We start from the raw sequence: 13,502 nt of genomic DNA on the forward strand, positions 1-13,502 counted from the left end.
GTAACCTCGCCAATCAGGAAACTTGCAGCGTGAACCAGCTCGCAAACAATCCGCCTTCGATCTGGTCGCCGGTCTTGCGAGCCGGGAGCCATGGCGGCAGGTGATTGCCATCGACGCCGAGGCCCTTTTCATCGACGACGAGATCGCATTGCAGCTCGACGCGGATCGCAACGCCGTCGCGGATCACGGCGATCGGAACGTTGGTGACGAAGCGCGCGACATCGCCCATCAGGTTTGCGCCGCTGGCCTTCGTGAGCTTGGTCTTCGGTTCGCAGCGATTTTCGGCGCGATGGGCGGAGATTTCACCGATCAGATCGCACCAGCAGCGCTTTTTGATGCCGACCGGTTCGTTGTTCGGACCGATGACATCCTCGATCTGTTCGATCATGACGTGCAAGGTTTGCTCGTTGACGTGGATCAGTTCGACCTGCCGGTCGAACAGGATGCGCAGCTCGAGCTGGACGGTCGCGATGCCCGCCGGTTTTGGCAGCTTCAGGATGTCCTCATGCGGCCAGTTGATCGCACAGATATGGGTGAGGTCCTGCGTGAACGGATCGCCGGGCGGGCCTTTGTCGCCGGGTTGACCCTTGTCACCAGGCAGGCCCTTGTCGCCTGGTAGGCCCTTGTCACCGGGTTGACCTTTGTCACCGGGCGGCCCCTTGTCGCCAGGTTGACCTTTGTCGCCGGGCAGGCCCTTGTCGCCAGGAAGTCCTTTGTCGCCGACCGGGCCCTTGTCGCCGGGAGGACCCTTGTCGCCCGGGCCGCCGGAGCCGGTGCCCGATTTGTGCATCAGGCACAGCAGCGCGTCGGCCACGTTCTTTACGCTCGGCAGGATCGTGCGGACCGAATTGTCAATGCGCGCGATCTTCGCCGTCGCGTCGGCAGTCGGATCCGGCGCCGGCTCCGGCATGTCGGTCAGCGCGAAGCCCGGCTTCCAGTTGTTGATCTCGGCAAGCACCAGACAATCGTTGGTCTTGCAGCCCGGACAATCGCCGCCGAGAAGCAGCGCCGAACAATCGGTTCCGATGAGATCGAGGATGGCGACGCCGCCCGAGGCCGGCACCGCGGGATCGCCGGCGAATGGCGCAAACACCGTGCCGCCGTCGCTGGATGTAATGGCAAGGCGAGATCGTCGCCGATCATGATCGGCGTGCCGGCGGCGCCCGGCGTGCCGTGACCGAGCGCGACGAGGTCGATCAGTTGCAATTCGCCGGTGTCCAGCGCGACCAATGCGTAGGCAGAGCCGGCCGCTACGGAAACCGCAACCGGTGCGGCGGCAAGCGTCAGCTCGGCCACGATCGTGCCGGCATCGGGATCGATCAGCCGCAACCGCTTTGCCGCCTTGTCGATCGCGACGAGCCGCTCGCTGGCGACGGCCGGGACGATGTCGAAGCCGTCGATGACAGCACCAGCTATGGTCTTGGTCGTGTCGCCAGGTTGATTGCCGATCTCGATCCGATGGACGTCGGCGCCGCCCGGAGAAGCGGTCAGAAGGCTTGCGCCGTCGCTGGCCCAGGCGAGGCCGAGCCGCGCGGCGTTGGCAAGGCGCGTATCGATCGTGGTCGGCGGCGCCGGCACGCCGGCCGGGTAGACGGCGAGCGCTCCTTTCGCCAGCCCCATCACCGCGACGCGTCCATCCGCGGCAACGCGCAAGGCCGCGCCGCCGCCGGCGGTGTTCGCGAGGTTCACAAGGCGCGGCGGATCCGCGATGCCGTTGGCGCCGTTCGGATCGAAGATCGCGAGCTTCAAACTGCCCCCGCCGCTGTTGACGACGACATAGACGGCGCTGCCGTCAGGCGCGATGGCTAGCGCCACCGCCGCGCCGCCAAGGCCCGTGGCGGGACCAAGCGACAGCGTGTCCGAATCGAGCTGGTAGAGCGTGCCGGGATTGTCCGCGTTGGCGACGAACAGTCGCCGCTTGGCCTTGTCATGCGCGACATGGCGCGCATGGGCGATCAGCGCCGTGGTTTTCCAGTCGAGACTCGCATGCGGCGGGGTGCTGACCGGATCGGTCGGGTCGATCTCGACCTCGAGCCCAAAGCTCTCGAGGATGCGGTTCGGCGCGCAAGCCGTGTCGTCGCAGCCGCAATCGTCGAACAGGACGGGAACGTCCTCGATCGGACATTCGCGATAGGTGAGGCAGAAGCGCAGATTGTGGGGTTTGCCATCCGGCTTGTCGATCAGCGCCTGGATCGCGGGGAAATCCGCCAGCGCGATCACTTCGGGTTCGACCACGAGAATGTCCTGGCCGCAGCAATCGATCGCGCTGCCAGGCTCCAGCACCATCAGGCGGTCGCGGCAGGCCGGGTTCGGATGCTGCACGAGATCGAGCCCGCAGACGATGCCTGCGCCATGCAGCCGCTGGTGATGCAGCCGAAGTTTCTGGCGGATATAGGCCTGCTCGTCGGTGAAGTCGCGCTCCACCAGCAGCTTTCCGGTGAAGTAGTGATTGCGCACCGGATGGCGCGGCTCGCAATCGTCGCAGCAGAACGAAGCCTTGCCGGAGGAATCGTGCTGGCCTTTGTGATGATAATTCATGATCGACCCTCGTCTGTCGTACGACGGGAAATGCTGGGCGCACCGAGAAAGGAATCGCTGCCGAGACGGCGGGGCTCGTCACGGCGAGGAACCGGCGTGACGGTGCCGCGCCCGAGCCGCATCTCGCCGAGCCTGGTTGTCGCGGACGGATAGCGGGCGATGACGGCGTCGAAGCCGATCGCGGCCTGAATCCCGATCCGCATCCGCGGCGCGACATAGACGATCCGCGCGGCGGCGTGGGCCGGTCGAAACTGGTCGACGAACCGCAGGATCGCGCCGCGCTCGGCCGGCTCGCGGCCATAGCGGGCCGGCAGGAACAGGCTGAACTTCCAGGCGGTGACGTAAAACGGATCGCGCAGGGAATCGTGGACGGAATCGAGCCGGCTCGCGCCGACACGCGCGCCGCGATCCAGTTCGACCTTGTCCAGGATGCCCGAGCCCCAAAGCACCGCCGCGTCGCCAAGCCGGCCTGCGCCGAGAAACAGCCAGCGCCGCAGTCGCCAGTGCTCGAGGATCATCATCGGCTGGGCGGATACGGGCGCCGGCGGAAGTCCGCAGCGCGGATGACAACCGCACGGCACGATCCGCTTTTCGTATCCTGCCTGCTCGCGCCAGCCGAAATAGGCGATCATCGCCTGTCGCAGTCCTTCCGCCGTGCCGCGCAGATAAAGCAGGCGCGCCATCGCCTTGAGCATCCGGCGCCGCCGCTCGATCGGCCAGCGGCTTTCGAATCTCAGTCCGATCCAGCCGGCGATGAAGCTCAGCATGTCCGCGCCCGGCATGGCCGGAGCCGCTTCGGGGTCATAGAGCGCGGCGTTGTGGTCGACCTTGCGTTCGATGTCGCGCAGCGGGCGGTCCATGATGGCGACGAAGCGATCGGTGAGGTCCGCCGAAACGGGATCCTGACGAAATGCCGCCGGCAACATGCGTGCAAGGCTGACGCGCGGAAATTCGATCTCGACCCGGCCGATCCGCGGCGTGGCGTTGCCGGGCCCGTGCAGCACGAGACGCAGCCATAGATAACGGCCGGGTTGCGCCGATATGAGGATGTCGCTGCCTGGCGAATTCGGCGGCGGCAGCCGCGTCCACGCATTCGCAGGCATCGCGAGGACGGTGGCATCGCTGAGCGGCGCATCGGCGGTCAGGCACGACAGATCGATCCGCGTGCCGGAGGGCAGAGTGATATCAGGAACGATGCGATGCCAGAGGCAGGATTCGATGTGGCTGTCGATCGCCGGCGAGACGAAAGTCCCCTCGCTTTCGAAAGACGGCGTGAGGAGTTCGGCCGATGGCGCCGGCAGCCGCGTTCCGTTCGGAGCGAAACGGCCCGGGGGATCGCAGTCCGCCAGCAGCAGGCTGCCATCCTTCAGAACCCGCACCGGGCTCGGGTCGAAACGCGCTGCGAGTTCTTCCACCCGTGCGATCGTCTCAATGATGCTGCCGTCGGGCTCGATCCGGTGGGCCACGCTCTCGCCTTGGCGGACGAACCAGACCGCGCCATCGCGGTCGGCAGCCATCGCCGCCAGCGGACCGATGGCGGGAATGGTGCCGAGATAGACGCCGGTCAGCGCGAACAGATGGACCGCGCTATTTGCCGCGTCCGCAACCCAGAGCCGGCCGCAGCTTTGCGCCATCAATCCCGGCTGCCAGGGATTTGCCGCAACGCCCTTCGGCAGGCGCCATTGCGCGCGCAACACGAGCCCGGCCGGCGCATAGACGAGAACGGCGGGATCGGCGCCGGCATTGCTGATATAAAGCCGCGTTCCGGCGATCAGCACGGCAATCGGCGCGGCAAGCGCCAGCCGGTTTGAGGGCAGGCACGGCACGGCGGCAAAAGCACAAAGGCAGGGCTCGAATATGAGGATCTGTTTCGCGGTGCTATCGAGCAGCACATGCCGCAGATCCGGTGCCGGCGTGAACGTCTTCGGCGGAATGAGGCCGCCAAGGCTGCCATCGGCCGCGCCCAAATCTGCGCCTCCCGGCTTCGCGGCGAGCGTGAGAATGCCGTTTGCGGCGCCGGCATCGATCTTGTCGGCGAGCAGTGCGTTCCATCGGTTAGGCGCGCCAAGCGCGGTGAAGCGCGCATCGTTAGGAGGCTCGACCGGACGCGGCAGGAAGGGCGCGAGGCTGTTCATGGCCCATCTCCCGCGTCGGCTTCATTCGTGACTTCGACCGTGATGTCGACGAGCTCGATCAGCGAGGTCGGGCCGATCGTCGCGGACTTGCACGGCTCGATTTCGATTCCTTCCAGCGTCAAGGCAATGTCGTCGAGACGCTGGACGCCGGGAACGGCGATGGCCTGATACAGTTCGCCGTAATGCACCGGTCCGCCGAACGGCCAGCCGGTGCTGCGCACGCCGCCGGTCAGCGGGTGCAGGAAGGCCCGCGCGGCGTTCTCGATCGCCTGCTTGACTTCCGCCGGGTCGGCGCTCGGTTCGGCCACGGCTGTGATCGCGAGCGCGAGCCTGGCGTAATCAGGACCGGTGACGTAGAGCTCGGTACCGATCAGGCGATACTTCTGCAGATTGGCGCACACCGCGAGGCGCAGGGCTTCGCTCGGCCGCGGCGCGGGCGCATCGCTGTCCGGCACGATCACCAGCGTGACCACGCCCGGAACTTCAATTCCCGGGAATTGCGGATGGGCGAGCGCAAATGTCTTGGCGCGCCGGACCGGGCCTGCGTCCTTTGCGAATTGCTCGAAATCCTCTGACGTCACGGCGCGATCGCGCGCCTTGAGCGAGCGCGGGGCACGCTCGATGATCTCGTCGATGGTTTCTTCATCGGCGCCGCCGGCCGAAGCCACCGGATTGGTGACCGCGCCGGCATCGAGTCCCGGCAGCACGTTCATCAGCACGGAGATCTGGCCTGCGGGGAGATTTCCGCGCTGGCCGCCGCCGAAGCGATAAATCCTTGCCCTTATGTTGGCGCGTGCAAGCAGGCGGTTGGCGGCCGGGATGCGCCCGCCGATCAGCGCCTGTTCGGAGCCGAACCGCACCTCGCCATTGGCGCGGTCCAGCACGTAGACCTTGGCTCGGGCATCGACGCCATAGAAATCCTCGACCTCGGTCCAGGCGGTGAAACCCGCATCGTCGCCTTCATCGACCTCGATCACGAGAGAGCCTTCGAGAACCGGCACATTCGCCAGACGGAAAACCTGATCGGGCGAACCGTCGCTGCCGCCGAGGATTTCATATTCCAGCGTCTCCGCCTGCAACGCCGGCACCGCGTTGAGCGCGACATAGGTGAGCCGCGGCGGCTGGTCATAATCGGCGAGTACAAGACGCGCGCGAGTGTAGAAGAGTTTTGTGGTCACCGATCCGAACGCCGCGCGCGGCATCGATCCGGCCTTCGGCAGGCGCACGCGGATAGTGCCTGTGCGGGTGAACCCGTTGGTGTCGTCGGACAATGTCGTCATCGGCAGCCAGGACAGGCCGGACCAGGCTTCGAAGGCGATTTTGCCGGGACGATAAATCGTGCTGTCGCCGCATTGCGTGACGCCGCCGGTCGCGGATGCCGCCGCGAACACGCCGATGCTCAGTTCGGCATCTCCCGGTAGCGCAACATTGCTGTCGAGCCCGAACATCAGGCTTGCGCCTTCCGCGGCGAGGTCGCCGAACGGCGCAAACCCCGCGCCTGAGGGCATGTTGACCGGGGTGCGATCGAAGATCGAGAAGCCGTCATTGACCTGCAGCGCCGCAAGCCGCGCATTGATCGCGGTGAACGCGCGGCTGGTCTCGAAGACGATCGGACCCTTGTCGTCGGGCTCGGCGCTCGACACCGCGGTTCGTGCCGGCACGATCACGCTCTGGCCGCCGAAGGTCGCCTGCACCGGAATGACGATGACCGTCGAAGCCGGTAGTGCCGGCTTCAGCTCGATGCCGACGAGTTCAAGGAATTTCAGATAGTGCAGTTCGCTCACCCGTCCGAGCCGGTAGAGCAACAGATCGGTCATCCAGGCGTTGAGTTCGATCAGCGCGAACGCCGGATCGCCCGGGTTGAAATCGGTCAGTTCGGACGTATAGCGCGGTACGCGGGCGCGGGCTTCCTCGACGAGGTCGTCGAAATTTCGGTTGTCGAGCCTTGGCACATAATCCGCGAGAGGCATGATCAGATTCCCTCCCGGATGAAGAACGGATAGACGAGATTGGCGATCGTGTTGTTGCCATGCACGCGGTAATCGACCCGGATCACGACCAGCGAAGGATGGGAAATGTCCTGCTCGGCATTGACGTCGAGCACGACGATCCTCGGTTCCTGATCGGCGAGCGCGTGGTGCACCGCCTCGGTGATACGAACGACGTTCGACGGGTCGTTCGGCGCGAACACCATGTCGTGGATGGCGCAGCCGAGATCCTGCCGCATCACCCGCTCGCCCGGCGCGGTCGACAGGATCAGCGCAATCGACTGCTCGACCTTGGCCTCGCCCGAGGCGCGCGCCAGACGGCCATTGGCCCCGATGGCGAGCGGAAAAGCCAAACCCTTGCCGAGATAGGCGCGGGCGGGCGGGAGCGGGCGCGCGAGGAGGCTCATACCGGGATAGCCTCCGCCGCGGTTTCGATGGCGCCCAGCACCGTGTCCAGCGTCTCGAGCACCTGCTTCAGCGCGTCGATATCCGTATCCGAGCCGATGGCGGGCAATGCGATTTCCGGAATGCCGCCGATAATGAAGAACGGCTTCGCGAGGTCGAGCAGGACTTGGATCGGTTCGATCGCCTGCATCTGACCGGCGGCAGCGAGTTCGGCGTTCTCCTTGGCGCAGTTGAGCTGGGCCAGCAGCTCGTCGTTGCCGTTCTGGCGCGCGGTCGCGAGCTGCAGCTCGAGCCCGTCCATGATCTCGACGATGCTTTTCAGCGCCTCGACGATGCAGCGCAGGATCCGCGCGATCATCAGCAGCAGATCCTTGATGAAGGGAAGGATGCCGAGCGGCGGTGTCGTGACCTTTGCGATGCAGCCTGCGACGTCCTTCGCGGCATCGAGCAGCTTGTCGATGCTCGACGGCACCGACAGCGGATTGTCCTTGAATGACTTGATCGCGTCGATGATCGCGCCGATGAACTTCAGCACGTTCATCAGGCATTCGATCGAGGCCATGATCGGCGCGATCTGCAGCGCAAGGTTGAAGGTCAGCGAGCAGGTGCTCGGCAGGCCCTTGGTGATGTCGGGGATCGGCTTGATGGTACCGCCGAGCGGCAGGCGGAGCTGCACCTTCTTGGCGGAAGGCAACTGCATGTCGAGGCATTTGGGCGCCGCGAGGGCCTTGGTGATGCTTTCGGGGAGGGGGACGTCGATGTTGGCCATGACGTCCTCAAACCGGTTGCTTGTACTGGATGACGGGCCTGGTCCAGCCCGGGCCGCTCAGCACGATCTGCGGCGCGGAGAGTTCGAGCACGGCGGTCGATTCGATCCGCACATATCCGTTCGACATCGTGATCTTGTTGCCGTGGCCGTCCTGGATGATCAGCGCGCCCTTGTCGCCGCCGTTCACCGTCGAATCGACGAAGCTGATGCTGTGCCCGTTGAGCGATTGCATCATCCGCTGCCTCGGGTCGGTGGCCGGCGCGAGATGACGCGGATTGTAGGCGGCGCCGAGCACCATCGGCCGGCTGAACTCGCCGTGCAGGAAGCCGACGATGACTTCGTCGTCTCTCTCCGGCATGAAGAACACGCCGCGGTTCGGCCCGGCGCCGTTCTGCAGGAACGAAACCCATTCGGTGATGTAGCTGGCTTCGAGCCATGGAAAGCGCAGCTTCACATAGCCTGCGTTCTCGTCCTTGCCGACTTCCTCGACGATGCCAATGGCAATGCCTTGCATGTCTCCGGGACGCATCACGATACTCCCGCCGGAAAATGCTCGCGCCGGCACTCGAAACGGGTGAGGTAACCGCCCTCTCCGAGCGTGTGGTCGGTCCTGGTCAGGAGATACTGACCGGAGAACCGGCCGCCGAGGCCTGTGATCTCAATCCGCCGCCCGGCCCGAAGATCGGGCATGCCGATCGTCGTACCGCGCGCCTTGATCATGTTGGCGTTGCGATCGCGCATGATCGCGATCGCGCGTTCCCGCGCTTCGGCGGGAGACGCCACCGGCAGGTCGACGACGATGTCCTCGCGCGGCTCGATCCGCTCGATCACCTTGGCAAGGTCCGGATTCTGCGCCTTGAGCTTGGGAGAATCGAAGGCGATCTTTTCCTCGATCGCCTTCTGCCGCTTGCGGTCCCAGCCGCGCACCGTGACCGATTTGATCTGGTTTGCGGTGGTGAGGGCCGGCTTGAAATCGACCAGCGTCGCGCCCCAGCGCAGCGAGATATCGACCGGCTCGGGCGCACGCGCAGGCCGTCCAAACCAGAGCCGCTCTTCGGTCGATCCGTCCGGCTTTTCCTTGAGCCGCAGTTCGACCTCGTAGCCATACTGGCGGGCGAGATTGAGCAGGAAGTCGATGTCGTGTTGCGCGGCCTGCGCGATATAGGGGATCGGGTCCTCGTTCGAGGCCGCGCCGGGATCGACATCGACGGGAAGCGGGAAGCGCTTGGCATTGCCGTCGCGAAGTTCGGCGATGCCGGCCGCGATCTCGCTTGGCTTCTTGTTGGGCCACGCGCTCGAATAGGGCTTGCGGCGCAGCCGCTGCAGAACGTTGAGCGCCGACGCCGTCAGCGTCGGCTTGCCCGAGGATGGGAAGATCGGTTCGACGGTGGCAAATCGCCCGCGCATCATCTGGCGAAGCTTGCCGGCATAGCCGAGATAAAGTTCGGCGGTCTTGGCGCTCGGCTCGAAAATCGTGAACAGATGGCGAGAGGCATTTGGATCGGCGGCGTCCGCTTCGCTTTCCGAGCCGTGAAACTTGAACTGACGTTTGTTGTCGTCCCAGTTCGAGACCGTGACGTCGAAGCGATCGATCTCCGTCAGGCTGTCGGTATAGGTCACCTCGACCACGTCGCGAACGACGTCATGCGGCAGGCCGACGCCTTCGACGCGGATCTCGAAGGCCGGGGCGAACATGTCGCCATAGCCACGGCTGTCGGCAACATCGGCCAGTGGGGTGAACGCACTCATGATGCGCCTCCCGAAACCGGGACCGAGGGCAGCACGAGACGTTTGCCGGGCTGCAGCCGTCGCGGATCGCCGATCCGGTTGGCGTCGGCGATGCGGCGCCATTCGCTCGACTTGCCGTATTGCGTGACTGCGAGCCGGGCAAGCGTTTCGTCACGCCTGAGAACGTGGCCGTGGGTGCGGTCGGGGGAAGCGAGCTTGAGGTCGCGAAGCTGGTCGCGCAGCGGAAAATACTCGCGCAAGGTCAGGTGCAGCTTGGCCCGCAGCGGCACGCCGAAGCGCGAGAAGAACGTAAAATTCTGCCGGACGCTGACCACGACTCCGCGAAATGAATTCCGCGCCTGGCCCTTGACCTGGGAGGGAACGCTGCTGGTCGGGAAGCCTTTGCCCCAGCGGAAGATTACGGTCGGTGGCACGTGCAGTTCCGGGTCGATGAGCAAGGCGGCAAATATCGGGTCCGTCAGCGTCGTCACCGCCGTGCTCTTCTGGCCCGTGCCCTGGTCGGAAGTATCGAAGAAGAGGTCCGCGGTGAGGACAGCCGCTTGACCGCGCACGAATTGCTGGATCGGCGCAGCAAGGCCGGGAATGCCGATCTCGGCCAGTTGCGCTGATTTTTCGATCTGCAGTTCCGTCGGATTGAACTGGCACGGAACTGTCGCACTCTCGTTGTGCCAGTTGATCGTCAGCGAAGCCTGTCCCGGAGGTACTTGCATCGTGCCCTCACATGTCCGCCGAACGTCCGGCGATGCCGCCACGTCCGTCGTCCGTGATCTGGGTGTCCGCCGCGCGGCGGCGCTGGCGGATGTCGCGCTCGTCGAGCCCGGCCATGACCGCGCGCACCAGGTTCGCTACCGTCGCCTCGTCGAGAACCGCGGAGCGATCCGCGACCTTGATGCGGGCGACGACCTCGTCGATGACAACGTCCATGACCACGCCTTTCAGAATATCTTGCCGAGCACGTCGGCGACCGCGCCGCCGATGCTGGTGCCGGCGCTGATGTCGGTGATGCCCTCATGGGCGATTTCAAGCGTCTCCACCGCGACCGCATTGCGCGTCGCGTCGAAGCTCGGGCCGACCCAGCGCAGCGGCAGGCCGCGCCGGAACGCCCAGGCGCGCCTGGCCTGATGGGAATTGTCATTGAGCGTGATGACGCCGTCGCGGCGCTGGCCCTTGCCGTCGAGATAGCCCTTGAACCAGGTCCACAGGTCGCTCTTGTCGAGCGGATCGAGCCTTGCGACCACGCCGCGCTTCAGCACGATGTTCGACCAACTCACCCGGCCGGGAAATTTGAGCACCGTGCCGTTGAGCCCGCCGGCGGAGTATTCCTCGACCTGCATCCGCATCTCGAGCCCGCTGGCCTCGCTGAACCCGGCGGTCGCGCGGATGCCGGAGGTCGTGAGCACCATCGTGCCGACCGCGGCGCCATTGCCGCTGTCCGGGCTCGGCAGCAGCGAGACGGTGAAGTTGAAGCTCATCAACGGGTCGCGGCGCTTGGTCATGGCGCGGCCTCCGAGAACAGCGGCTGCAGGCCGGCGCCCTGATCGGCGATCTCGAACTGGTCCGCCGATTTTCCGAGCTTGAGCACGATGAATTCGAACGGCGCGCTGGGTGCGATGCCGATCTCGGTGATCAGCCGGCCATTGTCGCGATCCGATTGCGTGGTCGTGGTGTCGTCACAGCGCGCGTAATACGCCTCTTCCGGCACCGCTCCGGCGAGTGCGCCGCGCCGCCGCAGCATTTCGAGATAGTCGCAGGCTTGGCGGACGATCATTATCCGCGTCACCGCGTCGTTCGGCGCGAACACGGCCCATTGCAGGGCGGCTACGAGCTGGCGGCGGATGGCGCAGACGATCCGCCGCGTAGTCACGAAGCGCCACGCGGATGCCGAGCTCAGCATGCGCGCACCCATCAGGCGCGGCGCGCGGCCGTGCGTGACGCAGAGCGCGTTGATGCCGGTCTCGTTCAACCGGCCATGGGCCGCGCGATCGATGACGATCGAGGTGTCGGTGATCCAGTCGATCGGCGCGTTGGCGCCAGTGCCGGGCACGCCGCGCGCGTTATCTTCTGCAGCGATGCGGCCGGCGACGTGGCCGCAGGGCGGCACCGCGCGCGTGGCGGCGCGCATTATCGGATCCGGAACGATGCACCATGGGAAGACAAGCGCGGCGTAGCTGGTCTCGAAACGCCGGCGCCAGTCGGCAATCGGTGCAAGACCGAGCGGCGAGCCGCTCGCCGTTTCCCAGGGCGGATCGAGCAATGCGATCCGATCGGCCTTTGCCTCACAGATCTCGATCAGCGCGCCCTGCATCCGCGCGATCTCGGCAAGCGTAAAGCGCGGCGGCTGCTCGCCGGTGGGCGGGCGCGGGCGTGTCGCGGTCGGGCGATCGATGAAGCACGGCACGCAGGGATCGGCCGGATCGGCCATGCCATATTCCGGCGGCGGGTTGCGGCGGCCGACGATGTCAGGCGCTGCCAGTATCGAGAGGTCTCGCGCCCAGCGGAGGCTGAAGAAGCCGCGCAATTGCCTGCGGTCATCGAAATCGCGGCCGATCATGTCGGTGACCGTGACCGCCGTCAGCCCGTCGCGTCCGCCCTGCATCGCATGGTAGGCGGCCGCATCGTCGGCCACCGGCGCGGGCACGAAGGCGGCGGGACGCTCCGGCAGAATGACTTCGATCGGCGCGACGACCTCCAGCCCGCCGGCCTCGAAGTCGACCGGGCGCAGCACGTCGCCGATGAACCGCCTTGAGGCGGGATGGAGGCCGAGATCGCCATAGATCGCGACCACGCGGCCGCTTTCGCGCACGACGATCTCGTGAACGATACGCTCCAGGCGGATCGGCCGGGAGGAATCAAAACCGGTGAGCGGTTTTTCCCATGGCCGCCGCGCGCGCAGGTCGGGCAAGGTCCAGACCATTGCGCCGGCCTCGCGGTCGACGCTCGCAACCAGCCGGTACGCATCTGGCGAGCCCGGCTGGCTCAGCCGCACGAGATCGCCCGGCAGGAACAGGCCGACATCGATCGCCACGCTTCGTTCCGGCGCGCCCGGCGCAGGAATCAGCGTGTCGCCGCGCGTCATCGCGCGAACCGAGACATCGAGCCGGTTGCCCCAGGCGCCGGGACTGGACGCGGCAAGCGTGAAGCCGATGCTTCCCTTGCTGTCGATAATGTCGAGCGTCGCCGGCGCCGCTCCGGCGAGCGCCGCTTCGCTGGCGACACGGACGACACGGCAGCGGCGCCCGCCATTCTCGAAGAACGCACGCACCGCATAGGCGAGCTCGGCACCCGCAAGATAGCCGCCGTAGACGGCGGTGAACTGCCGCATCGTGTCGAGGCTGACCGCCGTACCGATCGGTCCCCGCTCCGCGAACCCGGCAAAGCCGACGATGTCGGTTCTGAGCACGGCGGTATCGTCGCGTCCGGGATCGGAGCGCTGCAGATAGATGCCGGGGGTGGCGGGCAGGGTGAGCATGGCGTCACTCGATCTTGAAGTCGATGCCTTCGTGGCAGATCGTCACGCTTTCGACGGCGACCTGGTTGTCGGTGGCGCGCAGGCTCGGCCCCTCGATGGCGTTGACCCAGCAGTTGCGGCAACTCCAGGAGAGGACGTTCTTGCGCTTTTCATCGCGCAGCGTGATCGTGATGTTGAGCCGGCGCGTGTTGCCGCTCGCCGTGTCGGCCCACAACGAGAACAGGTAGCGGTTCTGCGTCATGCCGCGTTTCAACGTGATGTTCGAGATCTTCCGAAGCCCCGGAAGCTTGTCGACCAGGTTGGTAGGCGCGTCGCCGGCGCGATAATCGACGGAGTCGCCGTCGGCATTGAGGCCCGAGACCTCCGAGAACGATCCCAGCGGGCGGCCGTCCGCCTCGACCAGGAAGTTGAATGTGCGGAAGGGATCCTTCCGTTGCGCGGTCGCCATG

General features: G+C 65.9%; 13 protein-coding genes. All 13 read right to left on the reverse strand.

Annotation, left to right across the window (positions count from 1 at the left end):
* Positions 1–13 precede the first annotated feature (13 nt).
* The 13 genes from IVB05_RS06930 to IVB05_RS06990 are packed head-to-tail and all read right to left on the reverse strand — an operon-like array spanning position 14 to position 13,501.
* The gene (locus tag IVB05_RS06930) at positions 14–958 is read right to left on the reverse strand and encodes a collagen-like protein (protein ID WP_247783670.1); all 945 of its coding nucleotides are present in this window, start codon (positions 956–958) and stop codon (positions 14–16) included.
* The gene (locus IVB05_RS06935) at positions 916–2,538 is read right to left on the reverse strand and encodes a hypothetical protein (RefSeq protein WP_247783671.1); all 1,623 of its coding nucleotides are present in this window, start codon (positions 2,536–2,538) and stop codon (positions 916–918) included. Before IVB05_RS06935 ends, IVB05_RS06930 begins: the two co-directional genes overlap by 43 nt.
* Complete coding sequence (locus tag IVB05_RS06940) at positions 2,535–4,673, reverse strand: phage tail protein (RefSeq protein ID WP_247783672.1); 2,139 nt, start codon at positions 4,671–4,673, stop codon at positions 2,535–2,537. The genes IVB05_RS06935 and IVB05_RS06940 overlap by 4 nt, the downstream gene beginning before the upstream one ends.
* Positions 4,670–6,643 carry a putative baseplate assembly protein gene (locus IVB05_RS06945; protein ID WP_247783673.1) on the reverse strand — a complete coding sequence of 658 codons (1,974 nt, stop codon included), beginning with the start codon at positions 6,641–6,643 and terminating at the stop codon, positions 4,670–4,672. Before IVB05_RS06945 ends, IVB05_RS06940 begins: the two co-directional genes overlap by 4 nt.
* Before the next feature lie 2 nt (positions 6,644–6,645).
* On the reverse strand, positions 6,646–7,068 hold the full coding sequence (locus IVB05_RS06950) for a GPW/gp25 family protein (RefSeq protein ID WP_247783674.1): 423 nt from the start codon (positions 7,066–7,068) through the stop codon (positions 6,646–6,648).
* On the reverse strand, positions 7,065–7,835 hold the full coding sequence (locus IVB05_RS06955; RefSeq protein WP_247783675.1) for a hypothetical protein: 771 nt from the start codon (positions 7,833–7,835) through the stop codon (positions 7,065–7,067). The genes IVB05_RS06950 and IVB05_RS06955 overlap by 4 nt, the downstream gene beginning before the upstream one ends.
* Before the next feature lie 7 nt (positions 7,836–7,842).
* On the reverse strand, positions 7,843–8,364 hold the full coding sequence (locus IVB05_RS06960; RefSeq protein ID WP_247783676.1) for a phage baseplate assembly protein V: 522 nt from the start codon (positions 8,362–8,364) through the stop codon (positions 7,843–7,845).
* A complete protein-coding gene (locus IVB05_RS06965; RefSeq protein WP_247783677.1) occupies positions 8,364–9,584 on the reverse strand; it encodes a contractile injection system protein, VgrG/Pvc8 family in 1,221 nt (406 codons plus the stop codon). Before IVB05_RS06965 ends, IVB05_RS06960 begins: the two co-directional genes overlap by 1 nt.
* Positions 9,581–10,294 (reverse strand): LysM peptidoglycan-binding domain-containing protein, encoded by a 714-nt coding sequence (locus IVB05_RS06970; protein WP_247783678.1) that lies wholly within the window; start codon positions 10,292–10,294, stop codon positions 9,581–9,583. The genes IVB05_RS06965 and IVB05_RS06970 overlap by 4 nt, the downstream gene beginning before the upstream one ends.
* A 7-nt stretch (positions 10,295–10,301) precedes the next feature.
* Positions 10,302–10,508 (reverse strand): hypothetical protein, encoded by a 207-nt coding sequence (locus IVB05_RS06975; RefSeq protein ID WP_247783679.1) that lies wholly within the window; start codon positions 10,506–10,508, stop codon positions 10,302–10,304.
* 11 nt (positions 10,509–10,519) lie between these two features.
* A complete protein-coding gene (locus IVB05_RS06980; RefSeq protein WP_247783680.1) occupies positions 10,520–11,080 on the reverse strand; it encodes a phage tail protein in 561 nt (186 codons plus the stop codon).
* The gene (locus IVB05_RS06985; protein ID WP_247783681.1) at positions 11,077–13,053 is read right to left on the reverse strand and encodes a phage tail sheath C-terminal domain-containing protein; all 1,977 of its coding nucleotides are present in this window, start codon (positions 13,051–13,053) and stop codon (positions 11,077–11,079) included. Before IVB05_RS06985 ends, IVB05_RS06980 begins: the two co-directional genes overlap by 4 nt.
* A gap of 4 nt (positions 13,054–13,057) precedes the next feature.
* On the reverse strand, positions 13,058–13,501 hold the full coding sequence (locus IVB05_RS06990; protein ID WP_247783682.1) for a phage tail protein: 444 nt from the start codon (positions 13,499–13,501) through the stop codon (positions 13,058–13,060).
* Position 13,502: the final 1 nt, after the last annotated feature.

The sequence above is a fragment of the Bradyrhizobium sp. 170 genome (genome assembly GCF_023101085.1).
GTDB lineage: Bacteria > Pseudomonadota > Alphaproteobacteria > Rhizobiales > Xanthobacteraceae > Bradyrhizobium.

Bases quoted from the DNA above. Each gene is read 5' to 3' on its own strand.
- IVB05_RS06935 (WP_247783671.1), bottom strand. From the start codon at position 2,538: ATGAATTATCATCACAAAGGCCAGCACGATTCCTCCGGCAAGGCTTCG.
- IVB05_RS06940 (WP_247783672.1), bottom strand. From the start codon at position 4,673: ATGAACAGCCTCGCGCCCTTCCTGCCGCGTCCGGTCGAGCCTCCTAAC.
- IVB05_RS06945 (WP_247783673.1), bottom strand. From the start codon at position 6,643: ATGCCTCTCGCGGATTATGTGCCAAGGCTCGACAACCGAAATTTCGAC.
- IVB05_RS06950 (WP_247783674.1), bottom strand. From the start codon at position 7,068: ATGAGCCTCCTCGCGCGCCCGCTCCCGCCCGCCCGCGCCTATCTCGGC.
- IVB05_RS06955 (WP_247783675.1), bottom strand. From the start codon at position 7,835: ATGGCCAACATCGACGTCCCCCTCCCCGAAAGCATCACCAAGGCCCTC.
- IVB05_RS06960 (WP_247783676.1), bottom strand. From the start codon at position 8,364: ATGCGTCCCGGAGACATGCAAGGCATTGCCATTGGCATCGTCGAGGAA.
- IVB05_RS06965 (WP_247783677.1), bottom strand. From the start codon at position 9,584: ATGAGTGCGTTCACCCCACTGGCCGATGTTGCCGACAGCCGTGGCTAT.
- IVB05_RS06970 (WP_247783678.1), bottom strand. From the start codon at position 10,294: ATGCAAGTACCTCCGGGACAGGCTTCGCTGACGATCAACTGGCACAAC.
- IVB05_RS06975 (WP_247783679.1), bottom strand. From the start codon at position 10,508: ATGGACGTTGTCATCGACGAGGTCGTCGCCCGCATCAAGGTCGCGGAT.
- IVB05_RS06980 (WP_247783680.1), bottom strand. From the start codon at position 11,080: ATGACCAAGCGCCGCGACCCGTTGATGAGCTTCAACTTCACCGTCTCG.
- IVB05_RS06985 (WP_247783681.1), bottom strand. From the start codon at position 13,053: ATGCTCACCCTGCCCGCCACCCCCGGCATCTATCTGCAGCGCTCCGAT.
- IVB05_RS06990 (WP_247783682.1), bottom strand. From the start codon at position 13,501: ATGGCGACCGCGCAACGGAAGGATCCCTTCCGCACATTCAACTTCCTG.